The organism is Xanthomonas sp. LF06-19 (genome assembly GCF_034105425.1).
In the GTDB taxonomy this organism is placed as follows: Bacteria; Pseudomonadota; Gammaproteobacteria; order Xanthomonadales; family Xanthomonadaceae; genus Xanthomonas_A; species Xanthomonas_A sontii.
The window spans coordinates 1-22,353 of record NZ_JAXGGH010000007.1 but is presented as its reverse complement, the minus strand read 5'-3'; the positions used below and the strand labels follow the sequence as shown (position 1 = coordinate 22,353).

Here is a 22,353-nt window from a genome sequence, read left to right as displayed (position 1 = left end):
CTCCTGTGAACGAGCGGGAGGCTTGCGCGAAGGCTGGCGACGCCTGGAACCGTACCACAGCGCGGCGGACGCCGCGTCCGGCGGCTTACGGTCGTCCTTGGCCAGGCAACACCGTGACCGGGCACCTCTCATCTCCCCGGGGACGTGTCCCGCAGGAGCGGCTTCAGCCGCGACAGGGGCGTTCCCGGTGAAGCCCGTCGCGGCTGAAGCCGCTCCTGCGCGGCACGCTGTGGCGGATGCAGGTGATGCGAGGTGCCCTACAGCCGCAGTTCGAACCCGAGATAGGCCGAACGCCCGGGCGCTGGCGAGAACATCGCCTGATTGTTGCCACCCCAGAAGAAGCTGTCGTACCAGACGTAGGCGTAGCGAGCGTCGGTGAGGTTCTTGACCTGCAGGTCGAGGCTGGTGCGCGGACCGAGCTGATAGCGCACGCTGGCATCGACCACGCGGAAGCCGCCGTACTTGCCCTGCGCATTGCGCTCGTCGATGTAGTAGTCGCCTTGCGCGCGCGCCTGCACGCCCAAGGTCCAGCGCGCATCGGGCCGGTAGTCGACGCCGGCGTTGCTGATGTAGCGCGGCACCGAGAACACCTCGCGGCCGCGCAGCGATTCGCCCGAGGCGTTGTAGGCGCTGACCACCTTGGCCTCCTGCAGCGCCTGCGACAGCCACAGCGTCCAGTGCTCGCCCAGTTGCGTGCTCAGTTGCAGGTCCACGCCCTGGCGCCGGGTCTGGCCCAGGCCCACGGTGGTGCCGGAGCTGACGTTGTTGGCCACCTCGTCGGTGGCGTCCTGGCGCCAGACCGCCACCCGCGCCTCGGTACCGGCGGCCGGCTGCAGTTTCAGGCCCAGTTCCTTGCCGGTGTTGATCGACGGCCGCACGCCGGGCTGGCCCGGCGTCAGGTAGGCCGGCGCGGTGGAGCCGGTGAGGATCTGGAAGGTGCGGCCCCAGTTGGCGTACACGCTCAGCTGCGGCGTCAGCGCGTAGATCACGCTGAGCTTGGGCTGGTCGATCCAGCCGTAGCGCTGCAGCGGCGCGTGCACGCCGCCGGGCAGCGTGGTGTCGCCGGAAAAGCGGTCGACGCGGAACGCCGGCACGATCTTCAGCGCGGCGGTCGGCTGCAATACCGCCTGCAGGTACAGGCCGAAGTTGTCGAGCGTGTAGCGGTCGTCGTTCTGCACGCGCGCCGGCGCGCTCCAGAAATCGGTCGGCACCGCGTAGGCATAGCGGTAGCGGCGATAGCGGTTGTTCTGGTGCTCGGCGTTGAGGCCGCCTTCCACGCTCAGCAGGTCGCTGGCCTGCCAGGTGACGGTGCTGAGCAGGCCGGTCTGGGTTTCGTCCCATTGCCGGCGCTGCCGCGGTGCGTTGCCGATCGGGTAGGGGGTGAAGGTGACGCGGCGCTCCTCGTCGTAGCGGTTGACGTACAGCGTGTTGCGCAGCTGCACACCGTCGCCGAGCTTGAAGTCGGCATGCACGCTGGCCTGGCGCAGGGTGCGCTCGCCGCCGTCGTTGGCATTCTGTGGCGGCGACTGGTCGCGGTCGTCGTCCCATTGCGCGGCGGTGAGGAAGCCGGGCGCATCGGCCTTCAGATGGTAGGCGCGGGCGATCAGGCCGATGCGCGCGGTGTCGTCGTCGTCGCCGTAGAACCACTTGCCGCCGAGCGTGTACTTGCGCGCGCTGTCGTGCGCGCGCTCGCCCTGCGTGGCCTGGGCGCCGACGAAATAGTTCTGCGCCAGGCCACCGGCCTCATGGCCGACGGCGTACTGCAGTGCGCGCGTGGCGAAGCTGCCGTAACTCAGCCGCAGGTCCTGGTAGTCGCCGCCCTGGCGCGTGGCGATGTTGAGGTTGCCGCCGATGTTGTGCAGGCCGTAGCGCGGGTCGTTGGTGCCACGGACCACTTCGATGTAGGCGATCTCCAACGGGAAGATCATGTCGGTGAAGCGCTGGTTGCCGCTGTTGGCATCGCTGGGCACGCCATCGATCAGGATCTTGATGCCGTTGAGGTAGCCCTCGCCGTTGAAGGCGCGGAAGGTGGCCTTGCCGGATTCGGCGCCCTGGCGGATCTCGGTGAGCTGCACGCCGGGCATCATGCCCAGCAACTCCCAGCCGTTCATGACCTGCTTGTCGCCGATCTGCTCGCTGCCGAGCACGTCGACCGAACTGAGGATGTTGCGGGTGGACAGCGAGGCGGCGGTCTCGCGCCGCGCCTCCACGGTACCCAGGGTGGTGGTGGTCTCGGAGGTGAGGGTCTGCGCGGCGGCATGGCCGGCGGCAAGCCCGGCCAGCACGGCCAGGGCAAGGGAGTCGATCTTCATGGGGTCTGCAAGCAAGTGGGGACAGCGGAGGGCTGGCGGCAACGGCGAGGTTGCGGGGCTTGCTTGTTCGGTACGCTGGGCGTACCTCGCTCCGTGAAGGCGATGTTATGCGATTTCGCGGGGAAAATCGCGCGGTTGTCTGCGCCACGCAGGCAACCGCGCCATGGCACCTGCGTGCCCCGGACGGCACCGGGGAGGCAGAGGCGCGGCCGCAGCGGACCGCGCCGACGTCGGCAATGGCTACAGGCGCAGTTCGAAGCCGAGATAGGCCGCGCGTCCGGGCGCCGGCGAGAACATCGGCTGGTCGTTGCCGCCCCAGAAGAAGTTGTCGTACCAGACGTAGGCGTAGCGGGCGTCGGTGAGATTCTTGACCTGCAGGTCGAGGCTGGTGCGCGGGCTGAGCTGGTAGCGCACGCTGGCATCGACCACGCGGAAGCCGCCGTACTTGCCCTGGGTATTGCGTTCGTCGATGTAGTAGTCGCCTTGCGCGCGCGCCTGCAGCCCCAGCTTCCAGCGTGCATCTGGCCGGTAGTCGACGCCGGCGTTGCTGATGTAGCGCGGGGTGGAGAACACCTCGCGTCCGCGCAGCGACTCGCCGCTCGCGGTAAAGGCGCTGACCACCTTGGCTTCCTGGATCGCGTGCGACAGCCACAGCGTCCAGCGCTCGCCCAGTTGCGTGCTCAGTTGCAGGTCCACGCCCTGCCGGCGGGTCTGGCCGAGCCCGACCGTGGTGCCGGTGCTGGGCATGTTGGCCACTTCGTCGGTGGCATCCTGGCGCCAGACCGCCACGCGCGCCTCGGTGCCGGCGACCGGCTGCAGTTTCAGGCCCAGCTCCTTGCCGGTATTGATCGAGGGCCGGAACGTGCTCTGCCCGGGCGTCAGGTAGGCCGGGGCGGTCGAGCCGGTGAGGATCTGGAAGGTGCGGCCCCAGTTGGCGTACACGCTCAAGTGCGGGGTCAGCGCGTAGATCACGCTGAGCTTGGGCTGGTCGATCCAGCCGTAGCGCTGCAGCGGCGCATGCACGCCGCCGGGCAGGGCGGTCTCGCCGGAGAAGCGGTCCACGCGGAATGCCGGGACGATCTTCAGCGCATCGCTCGGTTGGATCACTGCCTGCAGGTACAGGCCGAGGTTATCCAGGCTGTAGCGGTCGTTGTTCTGCACGCGTGCCGGCGCACGGTCGAAATCGGTCGGCACGCTGTAGGTGTAGCGCGAGCGCCGGTAACGGTTGTCCTGGTGCTCGGCGTTGAAGCCGCCTTCCATGCTCAGCAGATCGCTGGCCTGCCAGGTGACGGTGCTGAGCAATCCGGTCTGGGTTTCGTCCCATTGCCGACGCTGCCGTGGCGCGTTGCCCAGCGGATAGCGGGTGAAGGTGATCCGGCGGTCGTCCTGGTAACGGTTGAGGTACAGGGTGTTGCGCAATTGCAAGCCGCCGCCGAGCTTGAAGTCGGCGTGCACGCTGGCCTGGCGCATGTCGCGGTCGTCGCCGTCGTTGGCGTTCTTCGGCGGCGACTGGTCGCGGTCCTCGGCCAACTCGGTGGCGGTGAGGAAGCCCGATTCGTCGGCCTCGTGGTGGTAGGCGCGTGCGATCAGACCGATGCGTGCGGCATCGTCGTCTTCGCCGTAGAACCATTTGCCGCCGAGCGTGTACTTGCGCGAACTGTCGTGCTGGCGATAGCCATGCGCGGCCTGCGCGCCGACGAAATAGTTCTGCGCCAGGCCATCGGCCTCATGGCCGACGGCGTACTGCAGTTCGCGGGTGGCGAAACTGCCGTAGCTCAGCCGCAGGTCCTGGTAGTCGCCGCCCTGGCGGGTGGCGATGTTGAAGTTGCCGCCGATGTTGTGCAGGCCGTAACGCGGATCGTTGGTGCCGCGCACCACCTCGATGTAGGCGATCTCCAGCGGGAAGATCATGTCGATGAAGCGTTGGTTGCCGCTGTTGACGTTGCTCGGCACGCCGTCGATCAGCACCTTGATGCCGTTGATGTAGCCCTCGCCGTTGAAAGCGCGGAAGGTGACCTTGCCGGACTCGGCACCCTGCCGGGTTTCGGTGAGCTGCATGCCGGGCATCTGCCCCAGCAACTCCCAGCTGTTCATGACCTGCTTGTCGGCGATCTGCTCGCTGCCGAGCACGTCGACCGAGCTGAGGATGTTGCGCGTGGACAGCGAGGCGGCGCTGTGGCGCCGCGCTTCCACGGTGCCGAGCGTGGTGGTGGTGTCGGGTGTCGTCTGCGCGGCGCCGTCGCCGGCCGCGAGCCCGGCCAGCACGGCGAGGGCATGGGTGTAGGTCTTCATGATGGCTGCGGACAAGGGGAGTGGAGACTGGCGGCAGCGGCTGGGCTGCGGTCGAGCGGGTGGTGCGCGGTCCGACGTACGAACGCGGCTCCGATTGAGTGATGTTATATCATTTCGTTAAAAAGTTGTCGGAATCGCCAGCAGGCCGGCGCGACAAGCGTCCGTCCCGACCGTGCGGCAGAGGGCCTTCGCCGCATGGGCGCGCGCGAGACGGGACGTGGCGGGGCGCGCGGAGCGGCCCCGCGGCCGTTCAGGCCGGTTGCCGCGCGACCTGGAAGCCGGCGAAGGACTGCGTCACCGGCATGATTTCCAATCGATTGATGTTCAGATGCGGCGGCAGCGTCGCCACCCAGAAGATCTGTTCGGCGATGTCCTCGGCGGTCATCGGCTGCGCACCCTGGTAGAGCGTGTCCGAGGCCTTCTGGTCGCCATGGGTGCGGACCAGGGTGAACTCGGTCTCGGCCATGCCGGGTTCGATCGCGGTGACGCGCACGCCGGTGCCATGCAGATCCGAGCGCAGGCCCAGCGAGAACTGGCTGACGAAGGCCTTGGTGCCACCGTAGGTGTTGCCGCCGGGGTAGGGATACAGCGCGGCGACCGAGCTGATGTTGATGATCGCGCCGCGGCGCTGGATCAGCGTCGGCAGCAGGCGATGGGTCAGCGTCACCAGCGCGGTGACGTTGGTGTCGATCATCGTGCGCCAGTCGTCCAGTTGCGCGGCCTGCGCCGGCGCGGTGCCCTGGGCCAGGCCGGCGTTGTTGACCAGCAGGTCGATGCCGCGGAACGCCTCGGGCAGCGCCGCCAGCATCGCGTCCAGCGCGTCGGTGTCGCGGATGTCGAAGGCGGCGATGTGCACGCGCTCGGCGCCGAAGGCGTCCAGCAGCGGCTGCAGGCGCTCGGCGCGGCGGCCGGTGGCGATCACGCGCCAGCCTGCATCGACGAAGCGGCGCACGGCGGCAGCGCCGAAACCGGAGGTGGCGCCGGTGATCAGGGCAGTCTGGGTCATTGGGGGAGCCGGGAATGGGGAGGGGGGAATCGGGAATGGTAAAAGCAAAACCCGGTCGCGCGCGTCGACAGCGCGTGTGCCCGTGGGGGAAGTCGGCTTCGATGATTGAGACGGGCCAGCGCGGCGCGACAGCGCGTGGATCCGAAGCGTCTTCAGGCCTCGTCGCGCGGAACGGGACGTGCTCGCCTCCCCATTCCAGATTCCCTGGCTGCTAATTCTTTTGCGTAGTCGCCGGCAGCACGCTGCCGTGGAACTGCAACGTCATATCAAGCCAACGCGGCCCAATGTCAGCAGCGACAACCCATGCGCGCACGTACAGGTGAAAACGGCAAGAAAGCCGCTTCACCCATTCCCCAATCCCGATTCCCCAATCCCAGCCTCACTGCGCCTTGATCGCGATCGCCGACAGCCCGCTGCCGTTCAACTTCTGCTTGGCCTCGGCCAGTTCGCTGGCGGTGCCGTACGGCCCCATGCGCACGCGATAGACGGTCTTGCCGCTGATCTGCGCCGATTCCACGCGCGCCGACAGGCCCAGCATCGCCAGCTTGGCCTTGGTCGACTCGGCATCGCCGGAGGCGCCGAACGAGCCGGCCTGCAGGATGTAGCGCGCGTTGTCGGGCGCGGCCGCCGCCGCGGCAGTCGCCGGTGCGGTGGTCGCGGCCGGCGTTGCCGTGGTGGCCGCCGGTTTGGCGGCGGCGGGGGCGCTGGCGGCCGCGCTCGGCGTCTCCGGCAGCGGGGTCGGGTTGGCCGCCGTCGCGGTCGGCGCGGTGGCGACCGCGGCCGGAGTGGTGCCGGTGGCGGCCGTGCCTGCAGCGGCCTGCGCCTTGGCCTGGCGAATGGCCTCGGCGCGCGCGCTGGCGGCCAGTTCGGCGTCGGACATCTGCACTTCCTTGCCGGGCAGCAGGGTGTAGAAGTCGTACTGGGTCTGCGCGTCCTTCTTCGCTTCCGGCTTGGTGCTGCCGGCCGCGTTGGCGGCGGGCTTGGGCAGGTCCGGGGCCGCATCGACGTCGGCATCGGCCACCGGCGCCGGTTGCGCATCCGGATTGGCGCGCGGGCCGCCCACGCGCAGGAAGTCGCCGTCCTTCTTGAACAGCCCTGGCGCGCCGAGGAACACCACCGCGGCGATCGCCGCGCCGGCGATCAGCCACACCCACCCGGGCGTGCCGTTGCCGCTGTTGCGCCGGGCCTGGGTCTTACCGCGTCGTGCTGCCATTTACCGCTTCTCCACTCACATTTTTTCCGGGGCCGAGACGCCCAGGAGATTCAGACCGTTCGCCAGCACCTGCTGCGCCGCCACCGCCAGGGTCAGCTTGGCGTTGCGTTCGCCGGCGTCGTCCACCAGCACCGGGGTGCCGTGGTACCAGGTGTGGAAGGCCGTCGCCAGTTCGCGCAGGTATTGCGCGATCAGGTGCGGCTCCAGCGCATGCCCCGCATTCTCCACCACTTCCGGGTAGCGCGAGAGTTCCTGCATCAGTTCCAGCGAGGTCGCGTCGCTGAGCCGGTTCAGTTGCGCCTGGCCATCGGCCTGGTCGTAGTCCAGCTTCTTCTCCTGCGCCTGGCGCAGCAGGCTGCACACCCGGGCATGCGCGTACTGCACGTAGAACACCGGGTTGTCGTTGCTCTGCTGGCGCGCCAGGTCGATGTCGAAGGTGAGCTGGGAATCGGGCTTGCGCGCGATCAGGAACCAGCGCGTGGCGTCGCGGCCGGCTTCCTCGATCAGGTCGCGCAGGGTCAGGTAGCTGCCGGCGCGCTTGGACAGCTTCACTTCCTCGCCGCCGCGCATCACCGTGACCATCTGGTGCAGCACGTACTCCGGCCAACCCTTGGGGATGCCCAGGTCCATCGCCTGCAGGCCGGCACGCACGCGCGCCAGCGAGCCGTGGTGGTCGGCGCCCAGTTCGGTGATGGCGCGCACGTAGCCGCGCTGCCACTTGCTCAGGTGGTAGGCCACGTCCGGCACGAAGTAGGTGTAGCTGCCGTCGGACTTGCGCATCACGCGGTCCTTGTCGTCGCCGAAATCGGTGGATTTCAGCCACAGCGCGCCGCCCTCTTCGTAGGTATGGCCGGAGGTGATCAGCTTCTGCACCGCCTCCTCGACCTTGCCGTCGCGGTACAGCGAGCTTTCCAGGAAGTAGATGTCGAAATCCACGCCGAACGCGGCCAGGTCGTGGTTCTGCTCGTTGCGCAGATAGGCCACGGCGAAGCGGCGGATCGCATCGAGGTCCTGCGGATCCTTGGCGCCGGTGACCACATGGCCTTCCAGGTCGACCGCAGCGCCGGCCATGTAGGCGTCGGCCACGTCCTGGATGTAGTCGCCGCGGTAGCCTTCTTCCGGCCAGTCGGGGCTGTCGGGCGTCTTGCCCAAAGCGCGCGCCTGCACCGAGCGCGCCAGGTTCTCGATCTGGTTGCCGCCGTCGTTGTAGTAGAACTCGCGCTTGGCATTCCAGCCGTTGGCCTCGAGCAGACGCGCCAGGCAGTCGCCGATGGCCGCCGCGCGGCCGTGGCCGACGTGCAGCGGCCCGGTCGGGTTGGCCGAGACGTACTCCACGCCCACGGTGCGGCCGTTGCCGACCAGGCTGCGGCCGTAGTCCTCGCCCTGCTTGAGCACCGCCAGCACCTCGCGCTGATAGGCGCCGGGACCGAGATGGAAATTGATGAAGCCGGGGCCGGCGATCTCGACCTTGCTGACGTCGTCGTTGGCCGGCAGCGCGTCCACCAGTTGCTGGGCGAGGGCGCGCGGATTGGTGCGCGCGGCCTTGGCCAGCAGCATCGCCGCGTTGGTGGCGAAGTCGCCGTGCTCGCGGGTCTTGGGCCGCTCGACCACGAAGTCCGGCGGCAGGGTGTCGGCCGGCAGGGTGCCATTGGCGCGCAAGGCTTCGATGCCTTGACCGATCAGGGCGCGGAGTTGGGATTTCACGAGATCTCTGCTTGAAGCGCGGAACCGGCGATTTTACCCGACCCGCCGCCTCCCGGCCCGTCCCGGGTTCAGCCCGACCTCAGCCGCGACGCCGCGACCAGCACGCGCCTGCGCCCCTGGGGCTGGGCCGGCTGACCGCCGGCGTGGCCCGGGGCCGGCCTCGCCGGGATCGGCGCCCCGCGGCATGGCACGCCCGGCCGCCGCCTCGGTTCAGGCCCAGCCGCGCGAGGCCATCGAGACAGGTACGCCGTCGCCGACGATGAAGTGGTCGAGCAGGCGCACGTCGATCAGGTCCAGCGCCTGTTTCAGCCGCTCTGTGACGGCGCGGTCGGCGGGCGAGGGTTCCGGGTTTCCGGACGGGTGGTTGTGGCCGATGATCACCGCGGCGGCGTTGAGCGTGAGCGCACGCCGCACCACCTCGCGCGGATGCACCTCGGCGCCGTCCAGCGTGCCCTGGAACAGCTCCTCGAACGCCAGCCAGCGGTGCCGGGTGTCCAGGAACAGCGCGGCGAACACCTCGTACGGCCGCGCCCGCAGGCGTTGCGCGAAGTAGCGGCCGGCGGTGATCGGATTGCTGAGGGTGTCGCCGCGCTGCAGTTCCGCGGCCAGGTGGCGCTGGCCCAGCTCCAGCGCCGCCGACAGCTGGCAGGCGCGCGCCGGGCCCAGCCCGGGCAGGCGTACCAGGTCGCCGGGCGACCGGTCCAGCAGCGTGCGCAACGGCCCGTGCCGCTGCAGCAGGTCGCGCGAGGTGCGCACCGCGTCGCTGCCGGGCAGGCCGGAGCCGAGAAAGATCGCCAGCAGTTCGGCGTCGGAAAGGGCCCGGGGACCGCGTGCCAGCAGCTTTTCCCGGGGACGTTCTTCGCAGGGCCAGTCGGAGATGTGCATATCGCCAGGGTGCCGGCCGACATGGCGCAACGGTATCAGGCCGCCAAAAACCATCGGGTAAGCTAATCGTCCTTGTATGGGTAGGACATTCCCGACGTGACCGCGATTTTCGAGAGGCCCCTGCCGGGGCGACGTGTGCTGTTGTGCGTCGGCGGGGGAATCGCCGCCTACAAGGCGCTGGAACTGGTGCGGCGCCTGCGCGACGCCGGCGCCGAGGTGCAGGTGGCGATGACCGCCGGCGCGCAGCAGTTCGTCACCCCGCTGAGCTTCCAGGCGCTGTCCGGCCATCTCACCCGCACCACGCTGTGGGACAGCGGCGCCGAGCAGGCGATGGGTCACCTGGAACTGGCCCGCTGGGCCGAACAGGTGGTGGTGGCCCCGGCCACTGCCGACCTGCTGGCGCGCCTGGCGCACGGGCTGGCCGACGATCTGGTGGGCACGCTGTGCCTGGCCAGCACCGCACCGCTCACCGTGTGCCCGGCGATGAACCACCGCATGTGGCTGCATCCGGCCACCCAGGCCAACATCGCCACCCTGCGCGCGCGCGGCGCACAGGTGGTCGGCCCGAACGATGGCCCGCTGGCCGAAGGCGAGTCCGGCCCCGGTCGCCTGGCCGAACCGGAGCAGATCGTCGCCGCGCTCGTTGGGCGCACCGACCAGAGCGCCGCGTCGGCCAAGCCGGCCGCGGCCGCCGTCCCGGCGCGTTCCGGCGCTGGCACCGGCACTGCCGCCCTGCGCGGCCTGCGCGTGGTGATCAGTGCCGGCCCCACCTACGAAGACCTGGATCCGGTGCGCTACCTGGGCAACCGCAGCAGCGGCAAGATGGGCTATGCGCTGGCCGCGGCCGCGGTCCGGCAAGGCGCCGAGGTGGTGCTGGTCAGCGGCCCGGTGCATTTGTCTACGCCCGACGGCGTGCAGCGCATCGATGTGCGCTCGGCCGCGCAGATGCGCGAGGCGGTGCTCGGCGCGTTGCCGGCGGACATCTATATCGGCACCGCCGCGGTCGCCGATTACACACCAAAACAGGTGGCGGCGCAGAAGATCAAGAAGAGCGGCGAGACGCTCACCCTCGAACTGACCCGCACTCCGGACATCCTGGCCGAGGTCGCCGCGCAGACCCAGGCGCTGAAGCTGGTGGTCGGCTTCGCCGCCGAGACCCACGACATCGAGCGCTATGCCCGTGGCAAACTCGCCGACAAGCACCTGGACCTGATCGTGGCCAACCGGGTGGGGGTGGCCGGCAACGGCTTCGAGAGCGACCAGAACGCGGCCACCGCCTATTGGCAGGATGGCGAACGCGACTTCCCGGCGGTCTCCAAGACGCAGCTGGCCGAACAACTGCTGGACCTGATCGCGCAGAGGCTGCACGCATGAGCACTCCCACGCCCCATCCGCTGCAGGTGAAGCTGCTGGATCCGCGCTTCGGCGACAGCTGGCCGCTGCCCGACTACGCCACCGAAGCCAGCGCCGGGCTCGACCTGCGCGCGGCCACCGAGGCGCCGCTGACCCTGGCGCCGGGCGACACCGCGCTGATCCCCAGCGGCCTGTCCATCTACATCGCCGATCCGCAGCTGTGCGCGGTGGTGCTGCCGCGCTCGGGCCTGGGCCACCGCCACGGCATCGTGCTCGGCAACGGCACCGGCCTGATCGACGCCGATTACCAGGGGCCGCTGCTGATCAGCGTCTGGAATCGCGGCCGCGAGGACTTCACCATTGCCCCCGGCGACCGCATCGCGCAGCTGGTGGTGATGCCGGTCGTGCGTGTCGCCCTGCAGGTGGTGGATACTTTCGCCGACAGCGCCAGGGGAACGGGTGGATTCGGCCATACCGGAGTGCGCTGACAGGGGATCGTCTGCATGAGCGAGGCAACACAAGCGCGGCCGGTGCCGCAGGGTTTGCGCAAGGTGGCGCCTCTGCTGACGGTGCTGCTGGTGCTGTTGGTGGTCTGGTTCGGCTGGAGCGGGGTCGAGCAATGGCGCGCCGAGCAGGCCGCCGCCGCCCTGGAGCAGGCGCGCGATGCCGCGGTGACGCAGACCCAGCAGGCGCTGGCGGGCGTGGGCAAGCGCCTGTCCGAACGCCTGCAGCAGCCGGCCGTGCAGGCGGCCCTGCGCCGCGGCGACGCCGCGGCCGCCGCCCAGGCGCTGCGTGCGGACTGGGCGCAGGCCGAGGACGCGCAGGTGCTGCCGGCCGACCTGGAGCCTGGCTACACCGATGCGGCGCACTTCGGCTACGGCCGCCTGGCGCTGCTGGAGAAGGCCCTGATGACCGGCAAGCTCGCCAGCGCGGTGATCCGCGACGGCGGCGGCCCGCGGCTGGGCCTGGCCGCGCCGGTCTCGCTGGGCGGCAACGCCGGAGTGGTGTATCTGCGCCTGCCACTGGCGCTGCTGACCGACCCGGTCGCGCAGGCATCGGTGCCGGGCACCGGCTATCTGGCCCTGCGCCAGGGCGGCTACGACGTGATCGCCGCCGGCGACAATGCGCTGCACGATCGCGCCGACGCGATGTCGCGCCCGGTCGGCGACAGCGGCCTGCGCATGGTCGCCTCGCTGCCGGATACCGAAGCCGGTCCGCTGGGGCTGGGCGCACTGCCCTGCCTGCTGGTCGCCGGCCTGTGCCTGGTGCTGGGCGCGCTGTTGTTGCTGGCCGCGCGCGGGCGCCTGCCGCAGCCGCGGGTGCGCCGCGCCGGCCCGGCGGTGGCCGAAGAACACACCCTGCAGCAGAGCCTGCAACGCCAGGAGCTGCCCCCGCCGCCGCCGTCTGCCACCGAGGATGCCGCGCCGGCCAAGCCGGTGCCGGCGTTCACGGTGGCGCCGGAGATCTTCCGCGCCTACGACATCCGCGGCGTGGTCGGCCGCGACCTCAGCCCGCAGGTCGCGGCGCTGATCGGCCAGGCGATCGGCGCGGTGATGCAGGAGCAGGGGCTCAACGAGGTGGTGGTCGGCCGCGATGGCCGCCTGTCCGGGCCGGAGCTGTCGGCCGCACTGATCGAAGGCCTGCGCCGCGCCGGCTGCCATGTCACCGACATCGGCCTGGCGCCGACCCCGGTGGTCTACTTCGCCGCCTACCACCTGCGCGCCGGCAGCTGCGTGGCGGTGACCGGTAGCCACAACCCCGCCGACTACAACGGCTTCAAGATCGTGGTCGGCGGCGAGACCCTGTCCGGCGCCGCCATCGCCGACCTGTACACGCGGATCAGCGCCGGCCGCCTGCCCACGGCCGAGGAGCCGGGCCGGCTGCAGCAGCGCGATGTCGGCGACGACTACATCCAGCGCATCGCCGACGACGTGCAACTGGACCGCCCGCTCAAGGTGGTGGCCGATGCCGGCAACGGCGTCGGTGGCGAACTGGCGCCGCGCCTGCTGGAAGCGATCGGTGCCGAGGTCGTGCCGCTGTACTGCGACGTCGACGGCACCTTCCCCAACCACCACCCCGACCCCAGCGAGCCGCACAACCTCGAGGATCTGGTGCAGACGGTGCGGCGCTTCGACGCCGACCTGGGCGTGGCCTTCGACGGCGACGCCGACCGCCTCGGCGTGGTCACCAAGGAAGGCACGGTGATCTACCCGGACCGCCTGCTGATGCTGTTCGCCGCCGACGTGCTGCAACGCAATCCCGGCGCGCTGGTGATCTACGACGTCAAGTGCACCGGCAAGCTGTCCGACTACGTGCTGCGCAACGGCGGCAGCCCGCTGGTGTGGAAGACCGGGCATTCGCTGATCAAGGCGAAGATGCGCGAGACCGATGCCGAACTGGCCGGCGAGATGAGCGGCCACTTCTTCTTCAAGGAGCGCTGGTACGGCTTCGACGACGGCCTGTACGCGGCGGCGCGGTTGCTGGAGATCCTGGCCCAGCGCGAGGAATCGCCGTCGGAGGTGCTGGCCGAACTGCCCGACAGCGTGGCCACGCCGGAGATCAAGCTGCCGGTGGACGGGCAGGACGCGCATGCGCTGGTCGCCGAGCTGGTCGCCCAGGCGCAGCAGGAGGGCTCGCCGTTCGCCGGCGCGCGGCTGCTGACCATCGACGGGCTGCGCGCCGACTTCCCGGATGGCTGGGGCCTGGTGCGCGCCTCCAACACCACGCCGGTGCTGGTGCTGCGCTTCGAAGCCGACAACGCGGCGGCGCTGGAGCGGATCAAGGCGCTGTTCCGCGCCCAGTTGCAGGCCGTGCTGCCGGGCCTGGCGCCGACCTTCTGAGGCGGCGTCGCGCGCCCGGCCTGGTCCGGGCGCCGGCGTGTGCGACGGCTCAGCCGCCGGCGGTGGTCGCGGACTGTGCCGGGCCGTTGCCCCGGGCCGCGCGATAGCGCTGCAGCACGTCCTCGATTTCCTGATCCAGGCCGAGCCGCTGCTGTTCGAAGTTCTTCTGCATGCGCAGTTGCCACAGCAGCGCGCGGTGCCGCTGCTGCACGTCGTCGGCGGTCTTGGCCGGCACGCTCTGCCCGGCCAGTTCGCGCGCGCCGGCGCCGGACAGCAGGCCGATCAGGCCCTGGCGCAGGCTGTCGACGTTGTAGCGGGCGGTGTTGATGTTGTTGTCGACGATGCCGATGCGCTCGGCGAACACCCGGCGCAGTTCGTCCTCGGTCTGGTACGACAGCAGCATCGCCTGGTCGGTGCGCTTGCGCGTCTCCAGCGCGGCCTGGTCGGCGCGCTGCTGCGCGGCGTCGGCGGCGGCAGCGGCGCGTTCCTCGGCGTTCAGCGCACGCCCGACCTCGGCGCTGCGCATGCCGCTGGTGGCGTTGAACTCGTCGCGCGCCTGGTTCACCGCTTCCGGCGGCAGCGCGTCGCTGCAGGTGCGTTGGCCGCCCTGGTTCCAGCAATACAGCTTCTTGGACGGCGCCGACGCCTGTTGCGCGGCGGCCGGCAAGGCGAGCAGCGCCAACAGCGCCGGCAGGACGCGAGTGCGTGGTCGGATCGGCATCGTGGCAGCCCCCTGCTGTCAGCCAGACGAAGCGCAGCCGTAGCGGGCCCGGTAGGCCAGCAGCGGTTCGCGGAAGCCGACAAGGTCTGCGTTTCCGTCGATGAATGCAAGCAGGTCGCCCAGATGCGCGACCGAGACCACAGGAACGCCGGCCTCGGCGGCCACCGCCTGCGCCGCCGAGCGGCGGTCGTCCTCGGCGGCGATCTCCTGGCGGTCCAGCGCGACCAGGATCGCGGCCGGTTCGCCGCCGGCGGCGCGGATGATGCCCAGCGCCTCGCGGATCGCGGTGCCGGCGGTGATCACGTCGTCCACGATCAGCACCCGGCGGCCGGCCAGCGGCGCGCCGATCAGGCTGCCGCCTTCGCCGTGCGCCTTGGCTTCCTTGCGGTTGAACGCCAGCGGCAAATCGCGCCCGCGCCGCGCGTACTCGCAGGCCACCGCCGTCGCCAGCGGAATGCCCTTGTAGGCAGGGCCGAACAGCAGGTCGAAGTCGAGCCCGGCGGCGTCGGCCGCATCGGCGTAGCACGCCGCCAGCCGCGCCATGCTGGCACCGGAGTCGAAGCGCCCGGCGTTGAAGAAATAGGGGCTGAGGCGCCCGGACTTCAGCGTGAACTCGCCGAAGCGCAGCGCCTCCACGTCCAGGGCCAGTTGCAGGAAACGGTGCCGGTAGTCGGTCATTGGGGGGCCGGGAATGGGGAAACGGGAATAGGGAATCGATAAAGCGTACCCCAGCAGGACCGCGAAGACGGAACAACCGCTATGCTTTTCACCATTCCCTCTTCCCCTTTCCCCATTCCCGGCTCTTCCATGCGCATCATCAGCTTCAACGCCAACGGCCTGCGGTCGGCCGCCACCAAGGGCTTTTTCGAGTGGTTCGCCACCCAGCAGGCGGATGTGCTGTGCGTGCAGGAGACCAAGGCGCAGGAGCATCAGCTGGCCGGGCCGGCGTTCCTGCCGGATGGCTACCGGGTCTGGTTCCGCGACGCCAGCACCAAGAAGGGCTACAGCGGCGTGGCCATCTACAGCAAGCGCGAGCCGGACGAGGTGCGGACCGCGCTGGGCTGGCCCGAGTTCGACGAGGAGGGCCGCTACATCGAGGCGCGCTTCGGCAACCTGAGCGTGGTGTCCTTCTACATTCCCTCCGGGTCCTCCGGCGAGCTGCGCCAGGGCTACAAGTTCCAGGTCATGGACTGGCTGCGGCCGATCCTGGTGGAGTGGCTGCACAGCGGCCGCGACTACGTGCTGTGCGGCGACTGGAACATCGTGCGCTCGGCGCTGGACATCAAGAACTGGAAGTCGAACCAGAAGAACTCCGGCTGCCTGCCGGCCGAGCGCGACTGGCTCAACGGCCTGTGCGCCGACCGCGCCGAGGAGGCCGATGCGGCCAGCGGCCGCGGCTGGGTCGACGCCTACCGCGCGCTGCATCCGGACGGCCAGGACTACACCTGGTGGAGCAACCGCGGCGCGGCGCGCGCCAACGACGTCGGTTGGCGCATCGACTACCAGTTCGTCACCCCGACCCTGCGCGAGCGCCTGCAGGGCTGTTCGATCTATACCGCGCAGCGCTTCTCCGACCACGCGCCGTTCACGGTGGACTACCGCACGTGATCGGAGCACTGGGCGCTTGGTGGCGGTCGCTGGACGTATACGCCAACCCGCGGGTGCGGGCGATGCTGTTTCTGGGATTTTCCTCGGGGCTGCCGTTCGCATTGGTGCTGACCACGCTGTCGGCGCGTCTGCGCCAGGCCGGCATCGACCGGACCACCATCGGCTACTTCAGTCTGGTCGGGCTGGCGTACTCGTTGAAGTACTTCTGGTCGCCGATCGTGGACCGTCTGCCGATCCCGGTTCTCTCGCGACTTGGTCGGCGGCGTAGCTGGATGCTGGTTGCACAGATCGGCGTCGTTGCCGGCCTGGTCGCACTCGCGCTGGCCAATCCCGCGCTGGACGCGCGCGCGGTGGCATTGCTTGCCGTCTGCACTGCTTTCGCCGCGGCAACCCAGGACATTGTCGTGGACGCCTATCGAATCGAGGCGGCTCAGGCCGATACGCAAGGCGCGATGGTCGCCGCCTATCAGGCTGGCTACCAGTTGGCGCTGATCTGTACCGGCGCCGGTGCCCTGACCTTGGCGGCAGAACTGGGCTGGAAGGCGTCCTACCTGATCATGGCGGTCTGCGGATTGGTCGGTCTTGTCACGACGCTCTGCATTGCCGAACCCATGACGGGCACCAGCGGTCCAATACGTCCGGTCGAACCCATGGTGGAGGCGTTCCGCACGCGCGCGCAGCGTTGGCCGGCGTGGATCAGAGCGACGGTTGCTTGGTGCATCGGTGCCGTGATCTGCCCGTTCGTCGATTTCTTTGCGCGGATGGGCTGGAAGGTGGGCATCTTGTCCCTTTCCCTGGTGATCACCTACCGACTCAACTACACCACGATGGGCGTTGCGGCCAATACGTTCTATCTGGACATGGGGTTTACGCTGGAACAGATCGCATTGGTCTCCAAAGTCTATGGGATCCTCATGACGATCGTCGGCGCTTTTCTGGCAGGCATCCTGGTCCGTCGTTACGGCATAGCGCGGACGTTGCTGATCGGATTGGTCCTGCTTAGTGGCGCCAACCTGATCTACGCGCATATCGCCAGCATCCACCCCGGGATCGCCTGGCTGGCGACTGCGATCAGCGCCGACAACGTGGCCAACGGTATCGCCGGGACGGCCTTCATCGCCTACATGTCATCGCTGACCAGTCCGAACTACACGGCGACGCAATACGCTCTGTTCGGAACCCTGTGGAGCCTTCCCGCCAAGTCGATCGCCAGTCAATGGGGCAAGATCGTGGACGCCTGGGGCTATCCTCCGTTCTTTGTCTATACCGCTGCGATTGGCATCCTTGCGTTACCGATGATCATCTGGCTCATCTGGCGTGAGCCACGAATGAGGGAAGAGGAGGGCGTGCAGAAAACACCCTGATCGCTGGGTTTCTCGGCCATAGCAGCCGCGTGTGTACGAGGCGCGCATCCGCAACTCCCTCACAGCCATTGCCGTCCAGCGATTGAAAGGCCGTCCCCGGACGGGGATGATGGGCAACGGCGCACGCGTGCGCCGCCGCCCGGGAGTCCGCATGAGCGACCTTGTGTTGCGCGATATCGACCCGTTCCTGCTCGAACGCATCCGCCGCATCGCCGTCGCGCGCGGCTGGACCCAGCGCCAGGCGGTGCTGGCGCTGATCGAGCAGGGCCTGTTCTCCAGCGAGCACGACGTGCGCAGCGGGTTCGAGCACCGCGAGGTGGATGCGCTGTCGGAGGCGATCGCGGCCTTGCGCGCGCTGCCGGCCGGCAGCGGCTTCTGAATCCCGACGCCTCGCTTACGCGGGGTGGATCGCGCCGAGGATGCGCGGCCCGCGCGCGCCGCTGACCGACGGCAGGTTGCCCGGCAGCCCGGCCAGGGTCTGCCGGGCCAGCCAGGCGAAGCCCATCGCTTCGATGTAGTCCGGGTCCAGGCCCTGCGCCTGGGTCGAGTGCACCTGCACCCCCGGCAAGCGCGCCTGCAGCCGCGCCAGCAACAGCGGGTTGTGCACGCCGCCGCCGCACACCAGCAACTGCCGGGTCGCCGGCTGCTGCGCCAGCAGCGCATCGGCGATGGTGGCCGCGGTCAGTTCCAGCAGCGTCGCCTGCACCGCGGCCGGCGCAGGCGACGGGGTGTCCAGGCAGGCCTCCAGCCAGCGCAGGTGGAACTGCTCGCGCCCGGTGCTCTTGGGCGGCTGCAGCACGAACCACGGATCGGCCAGCAGGCGCTGCAACAGGTCGGCGTCGACCGCGCCGCTGGCGGCGAACGCGCCGCCCGCATCGTAGGGCTGGCCGCGATGGCGCTGGCACCAGGCATCGAGCAGCGCGTTGGCCGGGCCGGTGTCGAAGCCGCGCACCGCGCCGTGCGCCGGCAGCAAGGTCAGGTTGCCGATGCCGCCGAGGTTGAGCACGGCCCGGTCCTCGTGCGCCGCCCCCAGCATCGCCGCATGGAAGGCCGGCATCAGCGGTGCGCCATGGCCGCCGGCGGCGACGTCGCGGCGGCGGAAGTCGCAGACCGTGGCGATGCCGGTCAGTTCGGCGATGCGGTTGCCGTCGCCGAGCTGCCAGGTGAAGGCGGGGTCGGCCAGAGGGCGATGGCGCACGGTCTGCCCGTGCGACCCGATCGCGCGCACCGCGGCCGGCGCCACCCCGGCGTCGTCGAGCAGGCGCAGCGCCGCCTCGGCGAAGGCGATCGCGACCTCTGCATCGAGCTGGCCCAGCGCGTCCAGCGAGGCGATGTCGCCGCCTTCGCCCAGCGCGATCAGCACCGCGCGCTGCTGCGGTGCCCACGCATAGGTGCGCCCCAGCTGCAGCTGCGGGTTGCCGTCGTGGTCGAAGCGCACCAGCGCGGCATCGATGCCGTCGGCGCTGGTGCCGGACATCAGGCCCAGGAACAGGGCGTCGTCGGGAACGGCGGAAGGCGAGGGCATGCAAGACACCAGGCGGCGGTCGGCGCCGCAGCGTGGGCCAGGCGCCGCCGCCCGTCAATGCGCGGCGCGGCGGAACCGGCTACCGGCGCTCAGCCGGCGTCGTGCGACGTGGCGGCCTTGGACGACGCGACGACCTTCTTCTTCTTCGCGTCCGGCTCGCCGGCATCGGCGTAGATCAGCTTCTCCACGCGCTGGATGCGCGCCAGCGCCGGCGAGGTCTGCGCACGGAACGCGGCCAGTTCGGCCCCGGCCAGCGGGGTCGGCGGCGGCATCGTCACCGAGGCCGGATTGCGCTGCACCCCGTCCACGCGGAATTCGTAGTGCAGGTGCGGACCGGTGGCCATGCCGGTCATGCCGACATAGCCGATCACCGTGCCCTGGTTGATGCGCTGGCCGGCCTTGATCCCGCCGAAGCGCGACATGTGCCCGTACAGCGTGCTGTAGCCCTTGCCGTGATCCAGGATCACCACGTTGCCGTAGCCGCGCTGGGTGCCGACGAACTGCACCCGTGCATCGCCGGCGGCCATGATCGGGGTGCCGGTCGGCGCCGCGTAGTCGATGCCCTTGTGCATGCGCATGGTGCCCAGCACCGGGTGCTTGCGCGCGCCGAAGGTGGAGCTGATGCGGCTGTAGGACACCGGCATGCGGATGAAGCTCTTCTTCAGCGGCCGCCCGGTCACGTCGAAGTACTCGGCCGGCTTGCCGCCGCGCTCGAAGCGGAAGCCGCTGTAGGTCTTGCCGCGGGTGGTGAAGGTCGCCGCCAGGATCTTGCTGGTGTCGATGCGTTCGCCTTCGCGCCAGGTCTCGTCCATGACCACGCTGAAGCGGTCGCCCGGCTGCAGGTCCTTGTCGAAGTCGATGTCGTACTTGAAGATCTCGTCGGTCATCGTCGCGATCGCCGACGGCGACAGCCCGGCCTTGCGCGCGGCCACGTACAGCGAGCTGGTGATCTCGCCGCTGGTGACCACGGTGCGCGTGCTGGTCTCGCGCTCGATCACCTTTTCCTTGATGTCGTCATCGAGCAGCGACAGTTCCACCCGATGGGTGGCATCGCGGTCGAAGCGCAGGGCGCGCAGGTCGCCGGTCGTCGCCAGGTCGAAGCCGATTTCCGCGCCCGGGCGCAGCTTGGTCAGTGCGTCATGGGTGCCCGGATGGTCCAGCACCCGCTGCATCACCGTGGCGGGGATGCCGAGCTTCTCGAACACCGAGCCCAGGGTCTGCCCGGACTCGATCCGCACCACCTGCCAGTTGTCGGTGATCGCAGCCTGCTGTTGCTGGGCAAGCGAGATCGGCGGCAACGGCAGCGCCAGCGTCGCCTGCGTGGTCTGCAGCGGCACGTCGATGGCGTTGGAAAAGCCCGGGACGATCGTGGCGACCATCGCGCCGATGGTGGCGAACAGGCTGGCGTGGATCCAGTGGCGGCGCGTCCAGCGGCCGGCGGGAAGATGTTCCTTCAACTTGCGATGCAGCGCAGTGTCGTGGAGAACGTGAAGGCGTTGCTGGAACCGCTGCCGGCGCGCGCGTTCCTGATCACTGTTGGGCATCAAGGCTTCCTCACGAGCCCGAAGCGCGAGCTCAAAACTCGGCTACCATAAACATCGTTCCACAGCGCGTCAAACCATTGAGCCGGCTCGAATTTTCACCTGGCTGCACGGTTAACTCGCTCTTAACGCCATTCACGTTTGTTGACGCCATTCGCCGGAGTTACTGTTTTGTCCACGATCGAAGAGTCCCTTGTCCTGATCGGCCGCGGTGCCGACGAAATCCTCAAGCGTGAAGAACTGGAGGCCCGCCTGCGCAGCGGCCGCCCGCTGCGGATCAAGGCCGGCTTCGATCCCACCGCGCCGGACCTGCACATCGGTCACACCGTGCTGTTGAACAAGATGCGCCAGTTCCAGGACCTGGGACACCAGGTGATCTTCCTGATCGGCGACTTCACCGGGATGATCGGCGACCCCACCGGCAAGAACGTCACCCGCAAGCCGCTGACCCGCGAGGACGTGCTGGCCAACGCCCGCACCTACGAGGAGCAGGTGTTCAAGGTGCTGGACCGGGAGCGCACCGAGGTCCGCTTCAACTCCGAATGGTTCGGGCAGATGAGCGCGGCCGACATGATCCGGCTGGCCGGCCAGCACACCGTGGCGCGCATGCTCGAGCGCGACGACTTCGCGAAGCGCTACGCGGCGCAGCAGTCCATTGCCATCCACGAGTTCCTGTACCCGCTGGTGCAGGGCTACGACTCGGTGGCGCTGAAGGCCGACGTCGAGCTGGGCGGCACCGACCAGAAGTTCAACCTGCTGATGGGCCGCGGCCTGCAGGAGCACTACGGGCAGCCGGCGCAGATCGTGCTGACCATGCCGCTGCTGGAGGGCCTGGACGGGGTCAACAAGATGTCCAAGTCGCTGGGCAACTACATCGGCATCAGCGAACCGGCGATCGACATCGTCACCAAGACCATGAAGATCGGCGACGAGCTGATGTGGCGCTGGATCGAACTGCTGTCCTTCGATATCGGCGTGAACGAAGCGCAGGCGCTGCGCCAGCAGGTGCAGGCCGGCAGTCTGCATCCGCGTGAAGTGAAGTTGCGCCTGGCGCGCGAATTGACCACCCGCTTCCACGATGCCGCCGCCGCCGAGCAGGCCATCGTCGGCTGGCACGCCGTGGTGACCGGGCAGGGCGACACCAGCGCCTTGCCGCTGCAGCAGGTCGCCGTGCCGGCGGAAGGCCTGCGGATCGCCGCATTGCTGACCGCCGCGGGCCTGACCGCCAGCAATTCCGAGGCCACCCGCAAGCTGAAGGAGCGGGCAGTGCGCGTGGCCGGCGAGGTGGTGGAGGATCCGCAACAGAGTTTCGCGCCTGGCTTCGAGGGCGTCCTGCAGGTCGGCAAGCGGACGTTCGCCCGGGTGCAGCTCATCGCGGCATGAGATCGTCCGCCCGGTTGCCGCGCAGGCAATCGGGCGACGGTGGTGCGGCGCTGCCTGCGCTCTATATATATAGGGAGTGGCCGCGCGCGCGAAGCAGCGCCCACCGAATAGCGTGTGCGGTAAGGCAGGTGGGGCTGACAGGGCCCCCGCGACGGGAGAGTGAAAAAAGTTTTCACACCCTCTTCCCAAGCGCCCGATTTGGGGCCATACTTTCCCTCCCCTGACGCAACGCCTTCACGGCAACGCGGCAAGGGCGTCAAAAACCTCTTCAAAAAGGTGTTGACGAAGTGAAAAAGTCGGCTAATATGGCCGGCTCGCTTCGAGGAAAAGCCTGCGGGTTTGGACGAAGAGGCGGCGTCAACCACCTGATCAAAAAGGTGTTGACGGCAAGAAAAAAGCCGCTATGATGGGCGGCTCGGTTCGACGAAAAGCCCTCGGGTTTGAAGACGGACCAGCGTCAACCGCCTCGAAATGAGGTGTTGACGGAAACAAAAAGCCCGCTATAATGGGCGGCTCACTCGGACGGAAACGTCGGGGCGAAAAAGGGAAAGGCGCTGAGGCCGGCCCCGAAGTTCTTTGACAGTGTGCGCAGGTAACTTGTGAGGG

At 69.1% G+C, this 22,353-nt stretch carries 17 protein-coding genes; 7 read left to right on the top strand and 10 right to left on the bottom strand.

Going from position 1 to position 22,353, the window contains the following annotated elements:
* Positions 1 to 257: 257 nt before the first annotated feature.
* From SLW55_RS14325 to radC, 6 genes are all read right to left on the bottom strand, one after another.
* Positions 258 to 2,312, bottom strand: coding sequence for a TonB-dependent receptor (locus SLW55_RS14325; protein WP_295965631.1), 2,055 nt, complete (start codon positions 2,310 to 2,312; stop codon positions 258 to 260).
* A 240-nt stretch (positions 2,313 to 2,552) separates the two neighbouring features.
* A complete protein-coding gene (locus SLW55_RS14320) occupies positions 2,553 to 4,604 on the bottom strand; it encodes a TonB-dependent receptor (RefSeq protein ID WP_320745331.1) in 2,052 nt (683 codons plus the stop codon).
* Positions 4,605 to 4,854: 250 nt separating this feature from the next.
* Positions 4,855 to 5,610: an SDR family NAD(P)-dependent oxidoreductase gene (locus SLW55_RS14315; RefSeq protein ID WP_010341843.1), complete on the bottom strand. Its 756-nt coding sequence runs from the start codon at positions 5,608 to 5,610 to the stop codon at positions 4,855 to 4,857.
* Between the two features lie 379 nt (positions 5,611 to 5,989).
* Positions 5,990 to 6,823, bottom strand: a complete 834-nt coding sequence (locus tag SLW55_RS14310) for an SPOR domain-containing protein (protein WP_152181185.1) — start codon at positions 6,821 to 6,823, stop codon at positions 5,990 to 5,992.
* A gap of 15 nt (positions 6,824 to 6,838) precedes the next feature.
* Positions 6,839 to 8,527: an arginine--tRNA ligase gene (gene argS / locus SLW55_RS14305; RefSeq protein ID WP_017907880.1), complete on the bottom strand. Its 1,689-nt coding sequence runs from the start codon at positions 8,525 to 8,527 to the stop codon at positions 6,839 to 6,841.
* A gap of 210 nt (positions 8,528 to 8,737) precedes the next feature.
* Positions 8,738 to 9,412, bottom strand: a complete 675-nt coding sequence (gene radC, locus SLW55_RS14300; protein ID WP_017907879.1) for a DNA repair protein RadC — start codon at positions 9,410 to 9,412, stop codon at positions 8,738 to 8,740.
* 96 nt (positions 9,413 to 9,508) lie between these two features.
* Here radC and coaBC point away from each other — a divergent pair, with 96 nt between their 5' ends.
* The 3 genes from coaBC to SLW55_RS14285 are packed head-to-tail and all read left to right on the top strand — an operon-like array spanning position 9,509 to position 13,605.
* Entirely contained in the window at positions 9,509 to 10,786 is a 1,278-nt protein-coding gene (coaBC, locus tag SLW55_RS14295; RefSeq protein WP_193313915.1) for a bifunctional phosphopantothenoylcysteine decarboxylase/phosphopantothenate--cysteine ligase CoaBC, read from the top strand.
* Positions 10,783 to 11,253, top strand: a complete 471-nt coding sequence (dut, locus tag SLW55_RS14290; protein ID WP_010342059.1) for a dUTP diphosphatase — start codon at positions 10,783 to 10,785, stop codon at positions 11,251 to 11,253. The genes coaBC and dut overlap by 4 nt, the downstream gene beginning before the upstream one ends.
* A gap of 15 nt (positions 11,254 to 11,268) precedes the next feature.
* The gene (locus tag SLW55_RS14285; RefSeq protein WP_320745330.1) at positions 11,269 to 13,605 is read left to right on the top strand and encodes a phosphomannomutase/phosphoglucomutase; all 2,337 of its coding nucleotides are present in this window, start codon (positions 11,269 to 11,271) and stop codon (positions 13,603 to 13,605) included.
* A 49-nt stretch (positions 13,606 to 13,654) separates the two neighbouring features.
* On the opposite strand, the gene SLW55_RS14280 is transcribed toward SLW55_RS14285, so the two are convergent.
* Positions 13,655 to 14,326, bottom strand: a complete 672-nt coding sequence (locus tag SLW55_RS14280; protein ID WP_052250865.1) for a hypothetical protein — start codon at positions 14,324 to 14,326, stop codon at positions 13,655 to 13,657.
* A gap of 18 nt (positions 14,327 to 14,344) precedes the next feature.
* Complete coding sequence (gene pyrE, locus SLW55_RS14275; RefSeq protein WP_017907592.1) at positions 14,345 to 15,004, bottom strand: orotate phosphoribosyltransferase; 660 nt, start codon at positions 15,002 to 15,004, stop codon at positions 14,345 to 14,347.
* 129 nt (positions 15,005 to 15,133) lie between these two features.
* Between pyrE and SLW55_RS14270 the strand changes: the two genes are divergently transcribed.
* From SLW55_RS14270 to SLW55_RS14260, 3 genes are all read left to right on the top strand, one after another.
* Positions 15,134 to 15,934, top strand: coding sequence for an exodeoxyribonuclease III (locus SLW55_RS14270; RefSeq protein ID WP_017912369.1), 801 nt, complete (start codon positions 15,134 to 15,136; stop codon positions 15,932 to 15,934).
* Positions 15,931 to 17,298 carry an MFS transporter gene (locus tag SLW55_RS14265; protein ID WP_148827406.1) on the top strand — a complete coding sequence of 456 codons (1,368 nt, stop codon included), beginning with the start codon at positions 15,931 to 15,933 and terminating at the stop codon, positions 17,296 to 17,298. The genes SLW55_RS14270 and SLW55_RS14265 overlap by 4 nt, the downstream gene beginning before the upstream one ends.
* 151 nt (positions 17,299 to 17,449) lie before the next feature.
* Positions 17,450 to 17,677, top strand: coding sequence for a hypothetical protein (locus SLW55_RS14260; RefSeq protein ID WP_026143529.1), 228 nt, complete (start codon positions 17,450 to 17,452; stop codon positions 17,675 to 17,677).
* A 15-nt stretch (positions 17,678 to 17,692) separates the two neighbouring features.
* Here the strand turns inward: SLW55_RS14260 and SLW55_RS14255 are convergent, their stop codons facing one another.
* A complete protein-coding gene (locus SLW55_RS14255; RefSeq protein ID WP_295912185.1) occupies positions 17,693 to 18,823 on the bottom strand; it encodes an anhydro-N-acetylmuramic acid kinase in 1,131 nt (376 codons plus the stop codon).
* An 89-nt stretch (positions 18,824 to 18,912) separates the two neighbouring features.
* Positions 18,913 to 20,367: a peptidoglycan DD-metalloendopeptidase family protein gene (locus SLW55_RS14250; RefSeq protein ID WP_267121825.1), complete on the bottom strand. Its 1,455-nt coding sequence runs from the start codon at positions 20,365 to 20,367 to the stop codon at positions 18,913 to 18,915.
* Positions 20,368 to 20,535: 168 nt separating this feature from the next.
* Between SLW55_RS14250 and tyrS the strand changes: the two genes are divergently transcribed.
* Positions 20,536 to 21,747, top strand: a complete 1,212-nt coding sequence (gene tyrS / locus SLW55_RS14245) for a tyrosine--tRNA ligase (RefSeq protein ID WP_017912364.1) — start codon at positions 20,536 to 20,538, stop codon at positions 21,745 to 21,747.
* Positions 21,748 to 22,353 lie beyond the last annotated feature (606 nt).